General features: G+C 57.3%; 19 protein-coding genes. 8 read left to right on the top strand and 11 right to left on the bottom strand.

Annotated elements, in window-relative coordinates:
* Positions 1 to 377 precede the first annotated feature (377 nt).
* Complete coding sequence (locus tag AGR2A_RS16835; RefSeq protein WP_004438615.1) at positions 378 to 725, top strand: hypothetical protein; 348 nt, start codon at positions 378 to 380, stop codon at positions 723 to 725.
* Between the two features lie 42 nt (positions 726 to 767).
* Here the strand turns inward: AGR2A_RS16835 and AGR2A_RS16840 are convergent, their stop codons facing one another.
* On the bottom strand, positions 768 to 1,538 hold the full coding sequence (locus AGR2A_RS16840) for a response regulator transcription factor (protein ID WP_080823231.1): 771 nt from the start codon (positions 1,536 to 1,538) through the stop codon (positions 768 to 770).
* Between the two features lie 912 nt (positions 1,539 to 2,450).
* Between AGR2A_RS16840 and AGR2A_RS16845 the strand changes: the two genes are divergently transcribed.
* The 5 genes from AGR2A_RS16845 (at position 2,451) to AGR2A_RS16865 (ending at position 9,810) form a co-directional block, all read left to right on the top strand.
* The gene (locus tag AGR2A_RS16845) at positions 2,451 to 3,416 is read left to right on the top strand and encodes a hypothetical protein (protein WP_035211034.1); all 966 of its coding nucleotides are present in this window, start codon (positions 2,451 to 2,453) and stop codon (positions 3,414 to 3,416) included.
* Between the two features lie 149 nt (positions 3,417 to 3,565).
* Entirely contained in the window at positions 3,566 to 5,587 is a 2,022-nt protein-coding gene (locus tag AGR2A_RS16850; RefSeq protein WP_080823232.1) for a hypothetical protein, read from the top strand.
* 68 nt (positions 5,588 to 5,655) lie between these two features.
* Positions 5,656 to 7,863, top strand: coding sequence for a type I secretion system permease/ATPase (locus tag AGR2A_RS16855; RefSeq protein WP_080823233.1), 2,208 nt, complete (start codon positions 5,656 to 5,658; stop codon positions 7,861 to 7,863).
* A gap of 8 nt (positions 7,864 to 7,871) precedes the next feature.
* Positions 7,872 to 9,230 carry an HlyD family type I secretion periplasmic adaptor subunit gene (locus AGR2A_RS16860; RefSeq protein ID WP_004438597.1) on the top strand — a complete coding sequence of 453 codons (1,359 nt, stop codon included), beginning with the start codon at positions 7,872 to 7,874 and terminating at the stop codon, positions 9,228 to 9,230.
* An 85-nt stretch (positions 9,231 to 9,315) separates the two neighbouring features.
* Positions 9,316 to 9,810: a hypothetical protein gene (locus AGR2A_RS16865; protein WP_004438593.1), complete on the top strand. Its 495-nt coding sequence runs from the start codon at positions 9,316 to 9,318 to the stop codon at positions 9,808 to 9,810.
* Here the strand turns inward: AGR2A_RS16865 and AGR2A_RS16870 are convergent.
* The 4 genes from AGR2A_RS16870 to AGR2A_RS16890 form a co-directional block, all read right to left on the bottom strand.
* On the bottom strand, positions 9,807 to 11,075 hold the full coding sequence (locus AGR2A_RS16870; protein WP_035211041.1) for an O-antigen ligase family protein: 1,269 nt from the start codon (positions 11,073 to 11,075) through the stop codon (positions 9,807 to 9,809). The genes AGR2A_RS16865 and AGR2A_RS16870 overlap by 4 nt on opposite strands.
* 7 nt (positions 11,076 to 11,082) lie before the next feature.
* A complete protein-coding gene (locus AGR2A_RS16875) occupies positions 11,083 to 12,339 on the bottom strand; it encodes a polysaccharide biosynthesis/export family protein (RefSeq protein WP_080823234.1) in 1,257 nt (418 codons plus the stop codon).
* A gap of 184 nt (positions 12,340 to 12,523) precedes the next feature.
* Positions 12,524 to 13,204, bottom strand: a complete 681-nt coding sequence (locus AGR2A_RS16880; protein WP_004438583.1) for a sugar transferase — start codon at positions 13,202 to 13,204, stop codon at positions 12,524 to 12,526.
* Positions 13,205 to 13,822: 618 nt separating this feature from the next.
* Positions 13,823 to 14,371, bottom strand: a complete 549-nt coding sequence (locus AGR2A_RS16890) for a cupin domain-containing protein (RefSeq protein ID WP_004438580.1) — start codon at positions 14,369 to 14,371, stop codon at positions 13,823 to 13,825.
* Between the two features lie 146 nt (positions 14,372 to 14,517).
* Between AGR2A_RS16890 and AGR2A_RS16895 the strand changes: the two genes are divergently transcribed.
* Positions 14,518 to 15,852, top strand: a complete 1,335-nt coding sequence (locus AGR2A_RS16895) for an aspartate aminotransferase family protein (RefSeq protein ID WP_080823235.1) — start codon at positions 14,518 to 14,520, stop codon at positions 15,850 to 15,852.
* Between the two features lie 210 nt (positions 15,853 to 16,062).
* On the opposite strand, the gene AGR2A_RS16900 is transcribed toward AGR2A_RS16895, so the two are convergent.
* The 6 genes from AGR2A_RS16900 to AGR2A_RS16925 form a co-directional block, all read right to left on the bottom strand.
* Positions 16,063 to 16,989: a homocysteine S-methyltransferase family protein gene (locus AGR2A_RS16900; RefSeq protein WP_080823236.1), complete on the bottom strand. Its 927-nt coding sequence runs from the start codon at positions 16,987 to 16,989 to the stop codon at positions 16,063 to 16,065.
* A gap of 17 nt (positions 16,990 to 17,006) precedes the next feature.
* Positions 17,007 to 17,696 carry an ABC transporter permease gene (locus AGR2A_RS16905; protein ID WP_064263132.1) on the bottom strand — a complete coding sequence of 230 codons (690 nt, stop codon included), beginning with the start codon at positions 17,694 to 17,696 and terminating at the stop codon, positions 17,007 to 17,009.
* A 12-nt stretch (positions 17,697 to 17,708) separates the two neighbouring features.
* A complete protein-coding gene (locus AGR2A_RS16910) occupies positions 17,709 to 18,431 on the bottom strand; it encodes an ABC transporter permease (RefSeq protein WP_006698584.1) in 723 nt (240 codons plus the stop codon).
* Between the two features lie 19 nt (positions 18,432 to 18,450).
* Positions 18,451 to 19,224 carry a transporter substrate-binding domain-containing protein gene (locus tag AGR2A_RS16915; RefSeq protein WP_072493582.1) on the bottom strand — a complete coding sequence of 258 codons (774 nt, stop codon included), beginning with the start codon at positions 19,222 to 19,224 and terminating at the stop codon, positions 18,451 to 18,453.
* A gap of 23 nt (positions 19,225 to 19,247) precedes the next feature.
* Complete coding sequence (locus AGR2A_RS16920; RefSeq protein ID WP_044459828.1) at positions 19,248 to 20,027, bottom strand: ABC transporter ATP-binding protein; 780 nt, start codon at positions 20,025 to 20,027, stop codon at positions 19,248 to 19,250.
* Between the two features lie 210 nt (positions 20,028 to 20,237).
* Positions 20,238 to 20,438, bottom strand: coding sequence for a hypothetical protein (locus tag AGR2A_RS16925; protein ID WP_035211052.1), 201 nt, complete (start codon positions 20,436 to 20,438; stop codon positions 20,238 to 20,240).
* A 368-nt stretch (positions 20,439 to 20,806) separates the two neighbouring features.
* On the opposite strand from AGR2A_RS16925, the gene AGR2A_RS16930 reads away from it, so the two are divergent.
* Positions 20,807 to 21,334 (top strand): DUF4142 domain-containing protein, encoded by a 528-nt coding sequence (locus tag AGR2A_RS16930; protein ID WP_072493584.1) that lies wholly within the window; start codon positions 20,807 to 20,809, stop codon positions 21,332 to 21,334.
* The last annotated feature ends 201 nt before the right edge of the window (positions 21,335 to 21,535 follow it).

Consider the following 21,535-nt stretch of genomic DNA (forward strand, 5'->3'; position numbering starts at 1 on the left):
ACGGTGAATCAGCACAGCCGATTCAACTAAGTGAATTAAACTCTCCATTTGACGCTATCTGAATATCATCCCTCGATTTTTTCTTCTTCCTGAGGTTTTAATATTCACATCCGATAAATTTCCACTTTCATGATAAGCGCAGGCAAAAGCAGGTCAACTTCAATTTATCGAAATATTACAATTGATTACCCAAAATTACTCAAAATAGCCCGTTGATTTAATACTTTTTAACTACGCCTCCATTATGCCTTTCTTATTGAGCATTAGCGCAAGCTTCGCTCAACCAGTCGGGGCTATCCTGGTTTTGTAAGGCTCGGTCCACCGGGAACAAAACCGCCCGGCGAGATGCGACAGACAGTCGATTTCAGGGGACACACATGATGAATGAAATGCCTTATTTCCGTGGCGGCAAAACAGTCCGTCAATGTCGTCTTGCACTCGTTGCCGGCGCACTTTTGACTTTCACTTTCGCGACCGCTTCATGCTCCGTCGTCGAAGACGCCGTTCTCACGACCGCATCGGCCAGCCCGACTACGATCAAGAGCCGCGTCACGCCGGCGAAGGCGGCCTATGGCTATCAAAAAACCGGCAACGCAGCCGTTACGCTTGTTGCAGATGCTTCGGACACACCGACAGTATCGCGACCTTCCTATTCGGGCTCTTCTCCCTATATCTGCTCGCCGAGCGGATTTGGGCAAAAGTCCCGCTGCTTCCTCAGGCCCTGAGCCTCCTGCATAACGTCCGGGCTGCCTCTGGCAGCTCGACGCTCAGTTCTTCCAGCCGGAGAAAGTCGCGCCTTCATCCCTGTTGAAGAAACGCGACGCCGCCTCCGTGCGGTTGCGAACGTTCATCTTCTTGTAGATGTTGCGAACGTGGACCTTCACCGTGTTCTCGGACAGATGAAGCCGGTCGGCAATGATCTTGTTCTGCGTACCCTTGCATAACAGGTCGAGGATTTGCACCTCCCGCGTCGTCAGCGTCGCCATGTCGCTCCTGCTCTCGGCAAGGGCGTCGGCACGGTTGGCGATGACAGCGCTGTTCTGCACGCTTTTACCACCGGCTGCGGCGGAATAGGGCGTAAGCTTGCCGAGAAGGGCCGCCGGGAAATGCTCCCCGCCCTTCATGAGCAGGTCGACCGCCGCCATGAAGACGTCGAGCCGGAGATTGAGCGGCAGCACACCATCGATGATGCGCATTCCCACCAGCCGCTTCAGGGGCTCTTCAATTTTGTCGATCGTTTCCACGACGAGCGCAATCGGCGCTTCAGGATGTTTTTCACGGATCGCCGACAATACGCTGTGAAGCCGCTCGCCCGCCAGGCGATAGGGCAATACGAGCCGGACATCGGCGCCGTAATCATCGTCAATCGTTGCTGACGATGTCACGCTTACCACGGAGAATGTAGGGAACTTTTTGCCCAACGCCTCCATGAGGCACTCGGAAAACAGGTCCGGATCCGCTACGATCAATAAAGTTCCATTTATATGTGTAACGGCGTTTTTTTGTTTTGCCGCATAATCTGACGTTCCCATGAACATTGACGCCTCCCTCAAGCGCTTACGCATTACTTTCTTTTGGTTGCGCAGTCTGTCATCCGCCCGGCGACCCACCCCTTAAAACTTGGGGGCGATTCTCCGCTTCATGTCATGTCAACTATTATTAATCACCCGTTAATTCGTACACGCTAATACGAAAAGCTGTGTAAATAAATGGCCCAAACGGGTTATTTTTTACAATTGACATACAAAATAGGTTAAGCCGGATCAGAATCAGTGAACCGGGAACCGGCGTAAAAACAAATATATCGGAAAAGCTTTCGTGCTGGTTTTGCGTTCCGACAAAATGTAACTTTCAGTTGATATCCCTCGACGTAGCTCGCCTGCTGCACATGCCCAAGCCTGTGCCTTTTCGGGATGAGAGCATCTCTCCACCGAAATAAACCATGTTTCACGAAACAGCCGCTCTGCCCTGCCGAAGCTGCGTTTTTTCGAGAATGAACCGGCGAACGATGCCCAAGACAACCGCTTGCGACGTATATATCCGGGTGGAACGCCGATAGGTTTAGCCCAAATTGATATCTAGGAAGCGCAATTTTTCTGCGGCACAGTCTGACCGTCGCTGAACGGCGGCTGATGGAAAGACACTCCCGGCCTTGACGTGTGTTTGAGAGCGCCGGACCCTTTTCAAGAAAATATGCAAGCGAAAAGACGAAGCCACCGCGCTCCCCTGCTGGAGCGAGGAACGGATTTGTGCGCCGTTTTATCGAGTAGCGCACAAGGGCTGAACAAAAAGAGCCCGTCCACGGGCCAATACCGAACCGCAGATGATGCGTAACCGAGTCCATCTGCAAAACGTCAATCTTCATGCTATCCGGAGCAAGCGCGAAAAAATCCCGTTTGAGATGAGAGGGATTTCGAAAGCTGCTCCGAGCTTTTTCGGAGGAAATCGAAATGGGTTATGATCATAAATCCGCTGGCAGCGACGACGATATCACCAAGATCGGCGCGCTTTCCGATGGTTTTGCCAACACGTCTACCAATGACGCCAAGGTGGAAGACAGCAACGTCGGCACCGCGAACGGTGAAAACCGCAACAACGACAATAGCGACAACAGCACCAATGTGGATGTTGATGCCAAGATCGATGTTGCAGTCGGCAATGGTGACAATCGCGATAACGACTATGACTGGAGCTATGACAGCAAGTCGTACAGCGATAACGACACGACGACCAAGACGAGCACCGAAACCAACACCGACATCAAGACCGATTACGACTGGAGCTATGAAAGCAAGTCGTACAGCGACAACGACACCAATGTGAAAACGGTGACGGATTCGGACAACAAGACCTTCACCTATTCCGACAACGACACCACCACCACGACAACATCGACCTCCGGCAGCTTCAACTCCTCGGACAGTTTCTACAAGTCGGATGACGATTTCGGCAACATTACGGGCGTCAAGGATGTCGGCAATCTCGGCATCGCCGGCGGAGACCTCACCTTCAATCTGGGTGACGACTTCTCCTTTACCCTGGATGTCGACAGCATCCTCAACGACTCGCTCAACGGTGACGGCAACGACACGGGCTTCAGCCTCGTGCAGGCCAATCACCTGGCGGATCAGGATGAGGCTTACGACATCAAGATGCAGAACGGTGGCGCTGAAAACCACCTGAGCGCCAATGCAGGCGACGCCTATGGCGCAGAAGGCATCGACGGCAAGGGATGGGATCTCAAGGCCGGCGACGACGCAGCGGGCACCAGCACGGCCGACGCATCGGCAATCCTTGCAAATTCCGGCTTCCATCTGGAGCTGGTGCAGGGCGCCAACATGCTCTCCAATGCCGTTGACGTCACGGTCACAGGGGGCAACTCCAGTGTCTCGGACGTCGGTGAGGATCACTCCTGACAACCATCTCTTGACGAAAAGAGCTGCACCGGCGTCCGCCGGTGCAGTTTGCGGTTCATGGACAGGCCTGGCGACAAAGAAGCACCGCTTCCAAGACGTGTGCCGCCCGACATCTGTGACGTACCGCAATGATCGGGGAGGGACCTCCAATGCATATCGACAAGATTTCAGACATGATCGCGCATTTCATCGGCCTGTTCGACACGATGGCCGAAGAAGCGCGTCTGCGAAACAACTATAGTGAAGGCCCCGCACGTTCCGGGCCTGAGCAACTGCCGGAAGAGGAAGCGGCAAGGCTGCTCGACAAGAACTATGACGTTGCACTTCAGGACTACGATCCTGGCGTCAAGTACCATGCAGGCTATTACGACTTCGATTATCTGCCGCCGCATTTCGCACGCACGGTCGAACATGACATGCAGCAGTTTGCGAATTCGATACCGGTCGATATTTCCGCTGCGAATTTCCGCTTTCCAGGTCGCCTTTCCTTCGAGGACGAACGTGAGCTGGTAATTCATACCGGCCCAGGCTCGGTTATCGCCCATGTCGCGCAGGTGAATATTCTTCAGGACGATGATTATCTGAATATGACGGACGGCCCCAACGTGGCCCGCGACACCAGCTTCGTCACTGAACGTACAGTCGAATTCTACAACGAAGCGTCCGTCTTCACCCCTTTTTCCGGGTTCCAGCGCACCGACAGCTATGATGCGCTGCAGGCTCTCGCCAAGACCGCGCATGATTATATCGAGCACGCCCGCGACAACGACGTCACCTCACTCGGGACCGGCGCAGATGAGGATTTCGTCCTGGCCGGCAACGACATCAATGGTCTTTATATCAATGGCGTTGCCGCCGCTGAGAAGCCGGCGCTGGACGACTACATGCCGGATCGCGGCATTGCCAAGCCTCCGGAAGAACCGGAACGAAGTGACGTTGCGCTGCATGAAGAAAGTCCCGCCGGCAACAGTCTCGATGTGGCCGCAGGCGCCAATGTCGTCGCCAACGTCGCCACATTGGTCAATACAGCCGTCATGACCTCCGTCACCGCCGTGATGGGTGACTACCACCAGATCGATGCGATCACCCAGGCCTATATCTATAGCGACAGGGACGAAATCGCTTCCGTTTTCACCCGTTCCGAGGATCAGGCCGACACGGCCGCCTACAACATCGCCAATTTCGAACGCAGCGTTTTCCCCGGCGCGGAAAATACGGCTGCGGAGAGCCCTGAAACCGGAGAAATGCCGATTTTCCCCACCGCGTGGCGCGTCAGCGTATTAGAGGGTGACGTTTCCTTCGTGCATTGGATCGAACAATACCAGTTCGTCAGCGACAACGACACGATGACGATCACGACCTCCGGTGCGAGCGTCAGTCTTTTGACAGGGGGAAATGCCGCACTCAATATTGCGAATTTCCTCGGCATCGGCATGCAGTATGACCTCATCATCGTTGGCGGCAATGTGCTGGACATGAACCTCATCAGCCAGATCGCCGTGCTTTACGACAATGACTGGGCCCGCGCCAATCCCGATGCACCGGGAGGCGCCACTATTCAATCCGGCAACAATCTCCTTTGGAACGATGCCTCCATCTATAACGTCGGCTCCAACGACCGTTTCGAAACGATGCCCGACTACATGGCGCAGACGGTGTCCGCGATCAATGAGCGCGATCCGAACATGCCGGATGCACTTGCGCATGACAGCAATTTTGCCGGCTACCAGGGACTGAACGTGCTCTACATCACTGGCAATCTCTACGATGTCAGCATCATCAAACAGGTGAGTGTGCTCGGCGATTCCGACGACGTTACCCAGGCCGCGGCCAAGGTGCTCGAAAACAACGAGAATGCCGACGTCCATATCGATACCGGCAGCAATGCCGTCATCAATCTCGCGCAGATCATTGATTACGACAGCTTCGGTTCCACCACCTATGTTGCCGGCGGCGTTTATTCCGACGCCATTCTGATACAGGGCGGCATCATCGAAAACGATACGTCGCAGCCGGCGCAACCGGGTCAACTTGCGAACGAGGTCATCGCTTTTCTGCACGACGATCCCGCCACCATCGAAAACGAATCCGACGGCGTCATCAATGCCGGGCACGACCTGTCGTGGTCCAATGCCCACTCATCCGACGTCATGCAAGCGGTCACCGCATAGGTTTTGCCGGCGGCAGTTCCGCCTGTGTAACCGCAAAAGCCGCAAGATCACCGAGGGGACCGATAAAAATGGATCATATTTCAAGAAGAACGATTGCGGATGGACGCTCGCTGGATTTACCGCTGGATCAGGACGCGGAAGACAGCAAGCTGACGGACGCCTGTATTTCAGCTATCAATGAAGCCGTAGAGAACCTTCGCCAGTTGTCGGGTGCGGAACAGATCGCTAGGGCAACCCCGCCCTCTCCGGAGGTGGCGCTACCGCCATCGCCGACGACACCGCAATCCAACACATTGCGGGATAGGCCAGCGGGAAATCCGGCACCGCAACAGGAGCCACACCCCGCGTCGCAACCTACCCCCAAAGCCAAGATCGACAATGCAGAACTAAAGAGCGCTCCCGACCTCCCCTTCGTCAAGACTATCGACAACAATGACGGTCCGATCCGTGAAAACGAACGCCGCCCGGCGACGGGCGGTGGCGGCGATGGCAAGGAACCAACGGGCAATGGCGGCGGTGGCGGCGGCGGTGGCAGCAGCCAGAGCGGCTTTCATAAACGCAGCGAACCGATCAATTTCGCCGCAAGCCTTGCCAAGGGCATCGCCGCGGTGCGCCGCAACATGATTGTGGTGATGCTGTTCACCGTCGCCATCAACGTCCTGCTTCTCGCCATACCGCTTTATCTGTTTCAGATTTCGGACCGCGTGCTGACGAGCCGCTCGATGGATACGCTCGTGATGCTGACGGTCGCGGTTCTTGGAGCGGTACTGCTGCAGGCTTTCATGGATGCCATCCGCCGCTTCATCCTGATGCGTACCGCTGTGGAGCTCGAGGTCCAGCTCGGCGCTCCCATCCTGTCTGCCGCCGCACGCGCCTCCCTGCATGGCAGCGGCAAGGATTACCAGATATTGCAGGATTTACAGCAATTGCGCTCATTCCTCACCTCGGGAACCCTTATCGCTTTTCTCGATGCGCCGCTGATGCCGCTCTTCATCGTGGTGGTTTATCTGGTCCATCCGCATCTCGGTATTATCATCATGGTCTGCTGCGCCGTGCTGTTCACCATCGCCTGGCTGAACCAGCGCTTCACCGCACGGCAATTCTCCGAAGCCTCGGGTTATCTGAGCCGCGCCAATTTCCATCTCGATTCCATGTCGCGCAATTCGCAGATCATCAATGCGCTCGCCATGATCCCCGAAGCGGTGAAAATGTGGGGCCGCGAAACGGCGGGCTCGCTGAAATCGCATGTGGCCGCACAGGATCGCAACATCATGTTCTCTGGCGTGTCCAAAGCCGCGCGTATGATCACACAGGTTGCGCTTCTCGGCTGGGGCGCGCATCTTTCGCTCTCCGGCGAGCTGACAGGCGGCATGGTGATTGCGGCCTCCATCGTCTCGGGCCGTGCGCTCGCGCCCATTGAAGGAGCGATCGAGGGCTGGCACCAGTTCAACAAATCGGCCGCCTCCTATGGCCGCATCAAGCAGCTCCTCATCAGCTCACCGCTCAATTTCCCACGCCTGCGCCTTCCCAATCCGGAAGGACGCCTGGATGTTGAGCGCATTCTCTTCGTACCGCCGCCGCAGAAGAAAGTGATCCTGAACGGTATCTCCTTTTCGCTGAAAAAGGGCGAATCGCTTGCCATCATCGGCAATTCCGGCTCTGGCAAAACGACGCTCGGCAAAATGCTGGTCGGCTCCATCCTGCCTACATCGGGCAATGTCCGCCTTGATCTCATGGATCTGCGCAACTGGGACCAGCGGCAGTTCGGGGAAAGCATCGGTTATCTGCCGCAGGACGTCCAGCTGTTCCCGGGCACCATCAAGGCCAATATCTGCCGCATGCGCGACGATATAGAGGACAGGCAAATCTATGAGGCCGCAGTGCTGGCCGACGTTCACGAGTTGATTGCCGGTTTCCCGCAGGGTTATGAAACCGTAGTCGCCGCCGATGGCGCACCGCTTTCCGGCGGGCAGAAACAGCGCATCGCACTTGCTCGGGCCTTCTTCGGCGACCCCAAATTCGTGGTGCTGGACGAACCGAACTCAAACCTCGACACCCAGGGTGAGCAGGCTCTGGCCAAGGCGCTGCTGCACGCCAAAAGACAGGGCATCACCACTGTCACAATCACCCAGCGGCCCGCGCTTCTGCAATGCGTCGACAAGATCATGGTGCTGAAGGACGGGTCGGTCGCCATGTTCGGCGAAAGGATGGACGTGCTGAAAGCGCTCTCCGGCAATGGCCGCCAGGCCAGCCAGTCCCCGCAAATCGAGGGTTGAGGACCGTCATGTTCAGGAAAAAGAACGCCATTGCCGAAGTCAAACCACAGGGTCAGCTGGAATGGTACAGCGAGGTACCCCGCTCAATCCGCCTGCACAGCTCGATCGGTCTTGCCGTGCTGCTCGCCTCCTTCGGCGGGTTCGGCTACTGGGCTGGCACCGCGCCGCTCTCCTCCGCCATCATCGCTCAGGGCAGCTTCGTTGCCACCGGCAATAACAAGGTCGTGCAGCATCTGGAAGGTGGCATCATCAAGGAGATGATGGTCAGCGAAGGCGACACGGTCAAGGTAGGCGACGTGCTGCTCACACTCGACAAGACGACGGCGCTCGCCAACGAACGCATGTTGCAGCTGCGGCGGCTCAGGCTTGAGACCATCGTCACGCGCCTGCGCGCCGAAGCGCAGGGCGCAAAGAGCTTCAAGGTGCCCGACATCGTCATGAAGGAAGCCGGCGATCCGGATATCAACGCCATCATCCAGAGCCAGAACATCGTGTTCCACAGCAAACTCATCAAGCTCGAAGAGCAGTTGAACCTGATCGAGAAGAACATCAGGTCGCTGGAGTTTCGTTATGCGGGTTATGACGGGCAAAAGCAGTCCTTCGACCGGCAACTCGCGCTTCTCACGCAGGAACGCGATTCCAAGGAGAGGCTCGCCAAGGATGGTGTCATCCGCAAGACCGACATGCTGGCGCTGGAGCGCGCCATTGCCGATGCGATGGGGGACATTGCCCGTCTGAGCGGCGAAATGAACCAGAGCGAAGCGGAGATCGCCAAATTCAAGCAGGAAGCGATCATTGCGGTCAACGCCAACAAGCAGGCGGCGCTTGACGCGCTGGAGACGGCGGAGTCCGATCTTGACAGCGTGCGCGAACAGGTCCGTGGGGCCGCCGAGGTGCTGGAGCGCACCGTCATCCGCTCCCCCGTCAACGGAACTGTCGTGCGCGCTTATTATCACACGCCCGGCGGCGTCATCACGACGGGCAAGCCGATCATGGAAATCCTGCCGGCCCATGTTCCGCTGATCCTGGAGGCACAGGTGCTCAGAACCTCGATTGACCAACTGCACGAGGGGCAGACGGCAGCGATCCGTCTTTCGGCGCTCAACCGCCGCACCACGCCGGTCCTGAACGGCAAGGTTTTTTACGTTTCCGCCGACAGCATCGAGGAGAACGCCGGTCTGCAGGTCAAGGATGTTTATATCGTGCGCGTGCAGGTGCCCGATGAGGAAATCGCCAAGGTCCATAATTTCCGCCCCGTGCCGGGCATGCCGGCCGACGTATTGATCCAGACTTCGGAGCGTACTTTCTTCGAATATCTGACCAAGCCGATCGCTGACAGCATGTCCCGTGCTTTCAAGGAAAGATGAAGAAATATCAGTAACCTACCCTGTCTTTTCCGCGACAGTCGGCATATGATGTCGAAGGATGTTTTGTTGGGGCGGGAGAAGCGTCATGGCGGCGATGTCGGATGTATTGCTGCTGGTCGGCAGGCTGAACTATGTGTGGACCAACACCGAGAGCCTGATGATCTATCTGATCGTCCACCTTTTGAAAGTGGACAAGGAGGCTGCCATCGTGGTGTTCCTCACCCTCAACACCACGCGGGCGCGCATGGATCTCATCGAACGCCTGGCAAAGCTTCCCTCCACCGACGCGAAGGACCGGAAGACTGTCCTCTCCATCATGGCGCGGCTGAAGAGGGAAGCGAAGACGCGCAACAAATACAATCACTGCATCTATTCTTTTGACGAAAAGGGCGATATCGCCAGCACCCAGCTGATGCGTCTGGTGGAAGATGACAGCCAGGTCCGCTACGGCAAGGTCGAGCGCATGGACGAAAAGGAAATCGGCCAGCTCGAAAAATCAATCGCCGACATTGTCGAGGTCAGCAAGGACATGTGGAGCTTCATTCACGCCAGTCCACATGTCTCGGCGGATTATCTCTAGGGTCTGGTCTGCAGTCTCATGCCGATCGCGGGGTGAGTCTCACCGTTCCGCGCCGCCTTTACCGGAAGGCAAAGTTTTCCGGCCGCGAAATAAAGCAGGAACGAACCGATCTGATAGGGGAAGATGATGTCAATCTCCACGAAGGATCGCACCACGAACAGCGCGCAAATCGCAAAAAGGATAACGCCCTGCGGGTCGCTTCGACGCATCAGCACCGATCTCAGATGCCCCAGCAGCGTGCCGTAAAGCACCATGCCCAGCAGGATCATGCCGACAAAGCCGTTTTCCACCACTGTCTCGATATAGGTATTGTGGAAATGGAAGCCGCTGCGGCCGGTGATGAAGAAGTCGTTCCACAACCGTTCGGCATCGGCAAAACCCGCGACCCAGAATCCCTGGTAGCCGACCCCCAGGATCGGAGCCTGCTTTGCAGCCTCTATGCCCTGCTGCCAGAGATAGGTTCGGCCGGTCAGCGTCGAATCCTTGCCGAAGATACCGAGAATGGCATCTAACAGACCGAACTGCAGCGAAGCCACCGCAAGCAGCGCGCCGAGACCGCCGAGAGCAAAAAACATCATTTTACGGTTTGCGGGCGAAAGCATCCCGATCGGGATAAAACCGATGATGAGGGCTACAACGGCCGCGGTGGTAATGGCGGAGGTGGCAGATTGCGATGCGACGAGGCTATAGGCAGACAAGAGTCCCGTCACGCCTGCAATCGGCAGCCAGATGCCCCTTTGCTTGAGTACCAGCACAGACGAGGCAGCAAAAATGACGCCCAGCGAGGCGTAGAAACCGAGCTGGTTTTTGGATGAGAAGGCACCGACGAAACTGTAGGTCCCATCAAGCGCGTCAAAAAGATAGATGCCGAACAGAAGCGAATAGAGCAGGACGACGCCTATGCCAATCAGGGCGCCCCGCGTCAGCGTGCGGATGGAAATCACGCGCATGGCAATCAGCGCGCAAACGATATGGGTCATGTATTGGATGGAGGCGCGCATGGTTACAGATACGGCTTCCGACCAGAAGCTGGACAGGACGGTAAGAATGCCGAAGCCGAAAATCCACAGGTAACGCGGATAATTGCCGAGCACGCGCCGGTAATCGACCACCACCAGCGGCAACCACATGCCATAATAGGCCAGAACCGAGATTTGTCCGAAACGCGACGAATAGGCGAAAACGAAGAATGACAGCGCAACGGCCGTCATCCCATAAATCTCATTGCGTTCGGGATCGATCAGCGCCGATTTGGCGATCCGCATTGAAACCTCACTGCATCAGGATTTCGGAAGAGACCTTGATGACGTCGCCGGGCTCAAGCAAGGCATTTTCATCGACCTTCAGCTCCTTCGGCTTGCCGTTTTCCTCACGCACCACGACATAGCTGATCGTCGCGGACTTACCCGATGGATCGAAGCGGATCGCCTCGGCCGATTGCGCCAGTGCCTCCGACATCAATTCGCGGCTCGTGGTCAGCTGCAGATTGAGCTTGTCGAGTTCCGCTTCCGTGTCCTGCAACTCCTTGGAGCGCTGCGCCACCCAGTCGTTGCGCAGGTTGATCTCGTCCTGGGTTGCCTTGTTGATATCCTGTTTGGCGCGCAGCGACTGCGTGTCGATATCGAGGAGGGTGGATTCCACCTCGGCCGCACGTTCTTCTGCCGAAATGCGCCGCTGCGACAAGGCAAGGCCTTGCTCGTTCAGCCTGTTGACGCGGTCGCGGTCTTCATTGGCGAGTTGAAGCTGCCGGTTTTGCGTTTCCGACTTTTTCTTCAGGGATTCGACTTCGCTCTGCAAAAGCGCGTGCAAGTCCGTCAGCGCCTTGAGCTGAAGTGTATAACGCTCGGTCCGCGATTTCATCAGCGCGCTTTCGCTGGCGAGAAGCGTGTCGATCTCGGCGATCTTTTCCATCTCCGGCGTCTTGGTAATCGTCTGATCGCCCTTTACCTCGGCGATCAACCGCGCCTGGCGGGCAAGCAGCCTTGCCCGCTGGTTATCATAAACGGCGGCATCACCACGTGCATTGATGAAGTCGCGCGCAAAACGCTGTCCGGCGTCGGACCTTCGCAAGCCGCCTGCAAGACTGACAGCCTTCAGCACCGTGATGTTGGGGGCATAGGGATATTCACCCGGTGTCTGCACATCGCCACTCAGAAAGATCGGCCGGAACTGGGCGATCTCTACGGAGGCCGAAGGCAGGTTGCGGAGGGCGAACTTGCTCTGAAGCTGAGCGCCGATCTGGTCGCTCACCTCGGAAGGCGTTTTGCCTGCGACGTCGAGCTGACCGATGAAGGGCAAAGACAGCGTACCGGATGGCCCGACGGAATAGTCGCCGTTGATGACGTCCCAGTTGCGGATGCTGCCGTCGGCCGGTTGCCATTCGGCAACGCGGATACGCAGCTTGTCCGCGGTACCGAGCTTATATTGAGCGCCATCCGCAGCCATTGTCGAAAGCGGCGCGGAAAAAGCGACGGTAGCAGCAAGAACGAGGGCCACAAACGGGCGGTGGGCGGCGGAAAAGCCGTTCATCGGGAAACTCCCTGTTAGCGGATCGCCATACAGGCGATCAGGCCGTCGCGCGACCGGCAAGGCGGCGCCGCAAGAAGCGGCCGGTATGATTAGCACCAATGACGCACCCGAAGACCGGACTTGGGATCCCGGTCGGGGTGCGTGTCGAAGCGAAGATCGATATAGCCGAACTCAATATCGGTTTTCAGTAGCTTCCGCGTGACAGGCACACGGCGGGAATGGTCTTGACGATGATGAAGACATCCTGCCGCATCGACCAGTTCTGGACATATTGTGTGTCGAAGGCAACGCGGGTCTTGTAAGACACGTCGTTACGGCCGCTGATCTGCCACAGGCCGGTCAGACCCGGGCGGGTGCTGAGATAATAGGCGGCAGCGCTTTCATAATAGCTCAGCTCCTCGTCTACGACGGGACGCGGGCCAACCACACTCATTTCACCACGAAGGATGTTAATGAGCTGCGGCAGTTCATCAAGGGAGAGCTTGCGCAGCACGGCGCCAACGGCCGTAACACGCGGATCGTTCTTGAGCTTGCGGGTAGCCCGCCATTCCTCGGCGGCTTCCGGATTGGCGGCAAGATATTGCCGCAGGATCTCATCGCCGTTCATCGCCATCGTCCTGAATTTCAGGCAATGGAAATAGCGGCCATTATGTCCCACACGACGGTGACCATAAAAGATCGGACCGGGGTCGGACATCTTCACCAGAACGGCGATCAGCAGGAATATCGGGCTGAAGATGAGCAGCGCAAGAGCAGCCGATGTCATATCGAAGCTGCGTTTTGCGATGCCCCCGATAGGGAAACTGACATCGAAATCTTCGGAGCTGCTGAGTGTCTGTTCAGCCGATTGGGTCGCGGACTTCATAGAGAGAACTCCATTTATGTTTTGCGATTGGTCGGTGCCCGGAGGCGCGTCTTTCCGTCTAAAGGAGATAACAAGTCTGTGTTCGGAATTTGATGCTAATGGATTTTTTGTAAGGCACATTGCCCATAACCGTCTATGCGATTTCTTGCGTGAGCGGCCGATCAACGTCCGGGCAATATTAACGGTTGCATAAAAAAGCAACAAATGTGCTGGAGGCCATGTCTTGAGAGCATGGGTGACGCCGTCGCATGTATTGGTTTTTGTGCGAGCGATAGCCTTTTCTTATGTGTTTCTTATAACTTGGCGAGATGAGACAGGAACGTTAAGAACAGCGCGGCATATGACAGACTATTAAATTTTTTTGCGGCGCAGCAAGATTGTGGCAATGCATATAAAATTTGACATATCGGCTGGGATTTTTTTACCCCCCACCTGCACCTCGCCAAGAAAAAGCGATAGAAAAATCGCTAAAAGGCGGCAAAGGCGGCAAAAGAGTGGCGAGAAACTGCATTATTGTCATGGCAGCCACGCAAAAACCGCATAGCTAACGGCCACTTTTTTTGAACGCAGCCCTGCGGGCCTGTCCTGAAGGTGCTTCCAGGCCCCAATTTGGGGGAATCAGAAGGTTGGCGGTGTGCAGGCGCTGATGACCTCACAGGCCACCGGTCCGACGCAGCGGAAGCGATGTGGCCTTCGGCTTTCGAAATAATAGGCATCACCCGGGCCGAGCACCCGCCTCTCCTCGTCCACCGTCACTTCCAGTCGCCCTGAAAGGATAATGCCGCCTTCTTCGCCATCATGGACCAAGGGCACCTTGCCGGTATCGGCGCCGGGCTGGTAGCACTCTTTCAGTATCTGCAGGCTGCGGCCGAAGACATTCTCGCCCACCTGGCGAAACGAGATCGGGCCCTTGCCAATTTCAACCAGCTCGTCCGCCCGGTAAAAAGCCTTACGGCTCGTCTCCGGCTCAAAGGCGAAAAATTCGGCCAACCCTATCGGTATGCCATCGAGAATGCGTTTCAGCGCGCCCACGGACGGATTCGAGGTGTTCGATTCGATCAGGGAAATCGTAGAATTAGTGACACCAGCACGCCTTGCCAGTTCCCGTTGGGAAATATTGTGACGCAGCCGCAGATGGCGCAAACGTCCCCCTATATCCACCGACATCCCGTCGCCCCCGTTGCCGTTGTTCGAAATATCGAAAACCCGTCTTCACGCCTACAGTATTTTCAATCACTTCGCCACATGGAGAAAAGGGCTTGTTCGGTGAAGAAAATAGCTTTCAATCGTCGGCCATGAACAGGAGAACCGTGATGGACAACCCGAGCCGATCTAATTCCACATCGCTTGACAGCTACTGGATGCCTTTTACCGCCAACCGGCAGTTCAAGGCCAATCCCCGTCTGCTGGCGAGCGCCGAAGGCATGTATTACACCAGCAATGATGGCCGTCAGGTTCTCGATGGAACGGCTGGCCTCTGGTGCGTTAATGCCGGCCACGGACGCCAGCAGATTGCCTCCGCAGTGAAGCACCAGCTTTCCACTATGGATTACGCACCTTCATTCCAGATGGGTCACCCGGTCGCATTCGAATTTGCCGAACGGCTGGCGGAAATCGCCCCCGGCCCGGAAGGCGGCAAACTGGACCGCGTCTTCTACACTGGTTCGGGATCGGAATCGGTCGATACGGCGCTCAAAATCGCGATAGCCTATCAGCGCGCCATTGGCCAAGGGACGCGCAGCCGCCTCATCGGCCGCGAACGCGGGTATCACGGTGTCGGTTTCGGCGGCATTTCCGTGGGCGGCCTCGTCAACAACCGCCGCGTCTTCCCGCAAATCCCCGCCGACCATCTGCGTCACACCCACGATCTTGCGAAGAACAGCTTCGTCAAGGGCCAGCCAGAGCACGGCGCCGAGCTCGCGGACGATCTGGAACGGTTGGTCGCCCTGCACGGTGCGGAAACCATCGCCGCCTGCATCGTGGAACCCGTGGCGGGCTCCACCGGTGTCCTCGTGCCACCGCAAGGCTATCTGGAACGCCTGCGCGCCATCTGCGACAAGCACGGCATTCTGCTGATCTTCGATGAGGTCATCACCGGTTTCGGACGCATGGGCTCATCCTTCGCCAGCAATTACTTCGGCGTGACGCCCGATATCGTCACCACGGCGAAAGGGCTCACAAACGGAGCTATCCCCATGGGTGCGGTCTTCACCAGCCGCAAGGTTCATGATGCCTTGATGCATGGCCCCGAAAGCCAGATAGAACTGTTCCATGGCTATACCTATTCCGGCCACCCCGTCGCCTGCGCCGCAGGCATCGCAACGCTGGACATCTATCGCGACGAGGGCCTCTTCACCCGCGCCTCCGAATTGCAGGACGCGTGGCACGATGCCATTCATTCGCTCAAGGGCTCGCCCAACGTCATCGACATCCGCACCATAGGCTTCATCGCCGGCATAGAACTCCAGCCGCGCGACGGCGCGATCGGCGCCCGTGCCTATGATGTCTTTGTGGATTGCTTCGAACGTGGCCTGCTCATTCGCGTCACCGGCGACATCATTGCTCTTTCACCGCCGCTGATCGCCGAAAAATCCCACTTCGACGACATCGTTTCCATTCTCGGCGACGCGCTGAAAAGAGCGGAATAACTGGATTTAACAGAAAGGCTGCAATCTAAATTGCAGCCTTTTTCACTTTTCTACCAGTAACATGGAATGTTCCTGAATCGAGCGCAGGCCGCCCTCGCCCGTGGGACGCCATATGTGCCCTGTCAGATCACCATGCGGCCGGGACCGGCGCTTGAGCTTGGCCAGGCGGCTGGCGATGGCACGCACCTTTTCGACAAGGGGGCTCTCTTTTCAGATCGTTCTGCCAGTGCCACGCCGGCGAAGCGTATCGGCAACCGTATGGATATGCGCAGCGCCAATACCGCAGCAGCCACCGATCAGGGTGGCCCCCGCATCTGCCCAGGAGCAGGCGAAGCGGGAATAGACATCATCGGTCAGATCCGCTCTCGTGCCGTGCAGCCCCTCATTGGCGGCGGAGTCGCCCTGTTCGCCTTCGAACGCATTGGCATAGACGCCGATATCCAGAGCAACACCCTTTTCCTTGAAGACGGCGACTGCGGTTTCCACGGCAGCCCTCATCACTTCCGGCTTGCTGCAGTTGAAGAGCAGCGCTGTGGCACCTGATCCGGCGGCCCATTCGGCGGCGGAGCGCACGGTCTCGCCGGAACGCAGCTTGGGCTCCGCACCGTTCACCTGAGCGGGTTCGTCGTTCAGCGTGAAGGAAATCCAGAAAGGCTTGCCCGTCTCGGCTACCGCCTGCCGCACCGCCTCACCCTCAGCGACAAGGCTCAGGGTCTCTCCAAGCCAGACATCCACATGTGGCTGAAGATTTTCGACCAGCACCTTCAGATAGTCCTGAACGCGAGAGGGATCGAAATTTTCTGGCTCGTAGGAGCCAAAGATCGGAGGAAGCGAGCCGGCCACGGCCACATTAAGCTTCGAAGCATCCGCCGCTTCACGCGCCAGGCGACCGGAAAGGGCGATCAGTGAAGCACCTTCTTTGTTGAACCGGTCTTCGCCGATATGAAAAGGGACCAGCGCATAGGAATTGGTGGTCACCACATCCGCGCCGGCCTCGATGAATTCCGCATGCACCTGGCGGACGATGTCCGGGGCGTTGATGAGCGCGAGCGCCGACCACTCGGGCTGCTTCAGTTCAGCGCCCAGCCGCTGCAATTCACGGCTCATGCCACCGTCCAGAATACGAATATCGCTCATGAGAACTCCTTGATAGGCTATCGGCGCACCGGCACCTGCGCCTCGATGAAACCGAAGCAGCGGGCAATGATGGCGGTGAGGATGAGATAAAAAATCGTCACGACGAAAAGCGGCTCGTAGACCAGCAGCGTGTCCTGCCGCACCTTGTAGGCGACGGCGTAAAGATCCATGACTGTCACCGTGAACGCAAGCGGCGTGGCTTTCAGCTGCATCACCACTTCACCCGCGATCGTCGGCAGCGCCGCGCGGATCGCGCGCGGCAGCCAAATGCGGCGCGCCAGCGTGAACCGGCTCATGCCGAAGGCCCTGCCCGCCTCGAGTTCGCCTTTCGGAACGCCCAGCAACGCACCACGAAGAACTTCGGCTTCATAGGCTGCGTAGTTCAGCGTGAAGCTGACCGCCGCAAAAAAGAAACCTTCGCGCAGCACCGGCCACAGAAAGCTTTGCCGCAGCCCCGGCACCATGGGCAAGAGCGACCCCACGCCGTAATAGAGCAGCCAGAGCTGTATCAGCAGCGGCGTGCCCCGAAAAAAGGTGCAATAACCACGCGCGAGAATCCGGATCATTCGGCCGCCGCTGACCTGCGCGAAGGCAAGTCCGATGGCGAGAACGAAACCACAGCAGACGGAGATCACGAGCAGGGCGATCGTCTGCCATGCTCCGGAGAGAAGAAGCGGCCAGTATTTCCCGACCCAGGAAAAATCTATCGCCAATCTCCCTCACGCCAGACTGGGCTGACCACGGCGCACGTGCCGTTCGATCTGCCTGAAGATGACATTGGAGACGAGGGTGATCGCCAGATACATCAGGGCCGCAGCCATGAAGAACAGGAAATACTGCTTGGTACTTGCACCGGCGAGCCGGGTCGCGAGCGCCAGTTCCTGATACCCCACAACGGCGACAAGCGCACTGTCCTTGGTGACGGCGAGCCACAGGTTGGAAAGCCCCGGCAGAGCATTGGGCAAAAGCGCCGGCAGAACGACACGGCGAAACCGCAGGAGGGGAGACATGCCGAAAGCCCTCGCCGCTTCGATCTGGCCGTTGGGGATCGCCATTATCGCCCCGCGCAGCACTTCCGTCATGTAAGCGCCCTGCACGAAGCCCAGAACCGCCACTGCTGCTATGAAGCCGTTGACCTCGAGCACCGGCAATCCGGCCAGCTGCAGCAGGCGATTGAGCCCGTCGGTTCCGGCATAATAAAGCCCTACAATCAGGATCAGTTCCGGCACGGAGCGGATGAGCGTGGTGTAGAGATTGAGGACGGTTTCGAGCCCGCGGTTGCCCGAAAGCTTGCCCAAGGCGCCCGCCATGCCGATGACGATGCCGATGAGATAGGCCCCGGCCGAGATGGCAAGCGTCGCTGCAGCACCCGTCAACAGGGTACCACCCCATCCCGGAGGATAGGGTGACAGAAGCTGCAACATTGTATCCAGGCTTGCCATCTGCCGAACCCGACCCGGATTACTTCGCGCCGTAGATATCGAAGCTGAAGTACTTCCTGGTGATCTCATCATATTTGCCGCTGGCGCGGACGGCGGCGATGGCGGCGTTCAGCTTCTGCTTCAGTTCGTTGTCGTCCTTGCGTACGCCACCTGAAACGCCAAGTCCGAGGATTTCCGGGTCGTCAGCAACATTGCCGGCATCCGCGCAGCAATCCTTGCCGGCATCGCTTTTCAGGAACGTGTCGAGAACAAGTGAGTCACCAAAGACGTAATCGATACGACCCGCAGCCAGATCCTGAAACGCCTCATCCAGCGTCTGGTAGGTTTTTTCGTCGGCTACATCCTTGAAATACTTTGCATAATAGGCAGACTGAATGGTGGCGACCTGGATACCGATGGTCTTGCCTTTCACGTCTTCAGCCGTTGCCCCCGGCTTTCCGTCCTTGGCCCCGATCAGCTTGCTCGGGGTATTGTAATATTTGTCGGTGAAGCCAATCACCTTCTGGCGCTCCTGCGTGTTGGACATGGAAGACCAGATCACATCGAATTTCTTGCTCTCAAGCGCGGGAATGAGACCGTCCCAGGATAGCGCGACGATGGAGCATTTCTCCTTCATCTCGGCGCAGACGGCATCCATCAGGTCGATTTCCCAGCCCTGCCACTTGCCACTGGCGTCCTGCGCGAAGAAAGGCGGATAGCTTTCGTTCATGACGCCGAAGCGGACGTCTGCGCTGGCGGAGAAAGCGGACAGCGCGAAAGCCGCACCGGCCAGCATTGAGGCGAAGAATTTCATTTAAATCTCCTGTTACGAAAAAATCAGCTCGCGAGCGCGCCGGTGAATTCCCGGCACCTCGCACTCAGAGGATTGCCGAAGACCCGTTCCGGCGATCCTTCTTCTTCCACGCGGCCTTGATGCAGAAACATGACATGGCTCGACACATCGCGCGCAAAACGCATCTCATGTGTCACCAGAAGCATGGTGCGGCCTTCCTCGGCGAGATCACGGATCACCTTCAACACCTCGCCGACCAGCTCCGGGTCCAGCGCCGAGGTGGGTTCGTCGAACAACATCACCGCCGGCTCCACGCAGAGCGCGCGGGCTATGGCTGCCCTCTGCTGCTGACCGCCGGACAGGAACGCCGGATAAGCATCCTTCTTCGCGTAAAGCCCGACCTTGTGCAGCAGCGCTTCAGCCTTCTCGATGGCTTCCGCACGTTTCACGCCCATCACATGCACCGGGGCTTCTATGATGTTCTCAAGTACAGTGCGGTGGGCCCATAGATTGAAATTCTGAAAGACCATGCCAAGACCGGTGCGCAAACGCTCCACCTGGCGCCAGCTCTGCGGCATGGCATTGCCGTCCCGACCGTACTTCACGGCCACTTCCTCGCCATTCACGATCACGCGGCCACGATCCGGAACTTCGAGGAAATTGATGCATCTGAGGAACGTGCTCTTGCCGGAGCCTGAGGAGCCAATGACGGAAATGACATCCCCTTTGTGCGCCTTGAGCGAAATACCTTTCAGAACCTCGTGAGAACCAAAGCTCTTGTGGATATCGTCAACCGCCAATGCGCAGGGAACGTCAGTCGTCATCAAAGGGCCCGGGTCATGTCAATAGCTGCGCACATCTAGCAAAGTGCGCGTTTTCTGACGCGGAAATAACCGCTCTATTGCGTCGCGGAAAGGAAAAAACATTCCCGACAACGGAAAAGAAAGAAAATTGCGGCCAACTGCCGTTATCCGGCCACCGTTCTCCGTTCCGCCCTATGGCGCAGTCGGAGAGATATCACTGCGGAGATACCGCTATTGCGGAGATGCGCCGCGTCCTTCGGCCACGTCAACCGGCGGCGCCTGATTTTGCTGATCTCTTTTCACACCAAACTCGCATAACGCCAACCGGCGCATCGTCGCGAGCAACTCGAGGTCGATGGCTGCACCATCATCCTTCAGCAGAAAATCCTGAAGAGTTTTGCGTATCGTCTTTTCCACGAGTTTGGCCTGCAACGTCTCATCTGATGTGAAACGGGCGGCCCAACGAACGAGAATTCGTCGTAGCAGACAATATTCGAAATTTGACGGATGCAACATATGTGCATCTCCGCAAAAAGCAGGCGGGAGCACATAGTAACCCTCAGTTGCCACCGCCTACGAATTCGGTTGGTAGCAATGTATGAACCATAGCATCATTCGGATCGAAGTCGACCCCTGAATTCTGGCCCGTACAGAGTGCCCGCCTCGCATGGACATTATCCCGAGGCGATGCGTCAACTCCGGCAACCGGCAACGCCGTTCAAGCGGGCTTTTCTTCCACCCCGAGGAACATTTCTTGCCCATCACGGTTGGTGGAGCCTCAACCATCAGGAGGCTCAACAATGAAGACCATTCTTTCCCTCGCGTTCGCACTCGTCGCCGGAACTGCTTTGGCGCAATCCGCGACGGAATCCACCGGCGTCAATTCCGCACTTGGCGTCGCGCCAAAAACCGAGGATTTCATCTTGCAGGCCTCGGCAAGCGATATCTTCGAAATTGAATCAAGCAAACTCGCCCTCACCAAAGGGAACGAGGAAACCAAAGCCTTTGCGCAGCAAATGATCACCGGGCATGAGAAAACAAGTTCGGAACTGAAAACCCTGTTATCCGGCGGCAAGGTGAACGGGACACCGGTCACCGCTCTGACAGATGATCACAAGGAAGAAGTAGACGACCTCGCAAAACTCGACGGCAACGAGTTCAACGAAGAATATATCGATGATCAGGTCGATGCGCATGAAGACGCCGTTGATCTTTTCAAGCGCTACGCCGAGGGCGGCGATAATGCGGAGCTTAAGGCGTGGGCGGCAAAAACGTTACCGGCGCTCCAGCATCATCTGGAAATGGCCCAGGGCCTCGACAAAAACTGACGATAGATGGCTGCTGGTGATCTTTGCTGGCGCGACACGGCTAGGCTCGCACCCGGACGTGCGAGTTGATCAGGCGGCGCGCCGGCGAAGTTCTTCAGACCGGATCCCGGCAGCAGAACTTCACAATGCTCCGCGCGTTCATCGCAAGAAGGACGGCTGAAAAATGAACGATGCGAACACCCGAAACTACACTATCGAACA

This window comes from Agrobacterium genomosp. 2 str. CFBP 5494 (assembly GCF_900013495.1).
GTDB classification, from domain to species: domain Bacteria; phylum Pseudomonadota; class Alphaproteobacteria; order Rhizobiales; family Rhizobiaceae; genus Agrobacterium; species Agrobacterium pusense.

What these genes read in the sequence shown, in the direction of transcription:
- AGR2A_RS16835 (WP_004438615.1), top strand. Translation starts at nt 378, where the DNA reads ATGATGAATGAAATGCCTTATTTCCGTGGCGGCAAAACAGTCCGTCAA.
- AGR2A_RS16840 (WP_080823231.1), bottom strand. Translation starts at nt 1,538, where the DNA reads ATGTTCATGGGAACGTCAGATTATGCGGCAAAACAAAAAAACGCCGTT.
- AGR2A_RS16845 (WP_035211034.1), top strand. Translation starts at nt 2,451, where the DNA reads ATGGGTTATGATCATAAATCCGCTGGCAGCGACGACGATATCACCAAG.
- AGR2A_RS16850 (WP_080823232.1), top strand. Translation starts at nt 3,566, where the DNA reads ATGCATATCGACAAGATTTCAGACATGATCGCGCATTTCATCGGCCTG.
- AGR2A_RS16855 (WP_080823233.1), top strand. Translation starts at nt 5,656, where the DNA reads ATGGATCATATTTCAAGAAGAACGATTGCGGATGGACGCTCGCTGGAT.
- AGR2A_RS16860 (WP_004438597.1), top strand. Translation starts at nt 7,872, where the DNA reads ATGTTCAGGAAAAAGAACGCCATTGCCGAAGTCAAACCACAGGGTCAG.
- AGR2A_RS16865 (WP_004438593.1), top strand. Translation starts at nt 9,316, where the DNA reads ATGGCGGCGATGTCGGATGTATTGCTGCTGGTCGGCAGGCTGAACTAT.
- AGR2A_RS16870 (WP_035211041.1), bottom strand. Translation starts at nt 11,075, where the DNA reads ATGCGGATCGCCAAATCGGCGCTGATCGATCCCGAACGCAATGAGATT.
- AGR2A_RS16875 (WP_080823234.1), bottom strand. Translation starts at nt 12,339, where the DNA reads ATGAACGGCTTTTCCGCCGCCCACCGCCCGTTTGTGGCCCTCGTTCTT.
- AGR2A_RS16880 (WP_004438583.1), bottom strand. Translation starts at nt 13,204, where the DNA reads ATGAAGTCCGCGACCCAATCGGCTGAACAGACACTCAGCAGCTCCGAA.
- AGR2A_RS16890 (WP_004438580.1), bottom strand. Translation starts at nt 14,371, where the DNA reads ATGTCGGTGGATATAGGGGGACGTTTGCGCCATCTGCGGCTGCGTCAC.
- AGR2A_RS16895 (WP_080823235.1), top strand. Translation starts at nt 14,518, where the DNA reads ATGGACAACCCGAGCCGATCTAATTCCACATCGCTTGACAGCTACTGG.
- AGR2A_RS16900 (WP_080823236.1), bottom strand. Translation starts at nt 16,989, where the DNA reads ATGAGCGATATTCGTATTCTGGACGGTGGCATGAGCCGTGAATTGCAG.
- AGR2A_RS16910 (WP_006698584.1), bottom strand. Translation starts at nt 18,431, where the DNA reads ATGGCAAGCCTGGATACAATGTTGCAGCTTCTGTCACCCTATCCTCCG.
- AGR2A_RS16915 (WP_072493582.1), bottom strand. Translation starts at nt 19,224, where the DNA reads ATGAAATTCTTCGCCTCAATGCTGGCCGGTGCGGCTTTCGCGCTGTCC.
- AGR2A_RS16920 (WP_044459828.1), bottom strand. Translation starts at nt 20,027, where the DNA reads ATGACGACTGACGTTCCCTGCGCATTGGCGGTTGACGATATCCACAAG.
- AGR2A_RS16930 (WP_072493584.1), top strand. Translation starts at nt 20,807, where the DNA reads ATGAAGACCATTCTTTCCCTCGCGTTCGCACTCGTCGCCGGAACTGCT.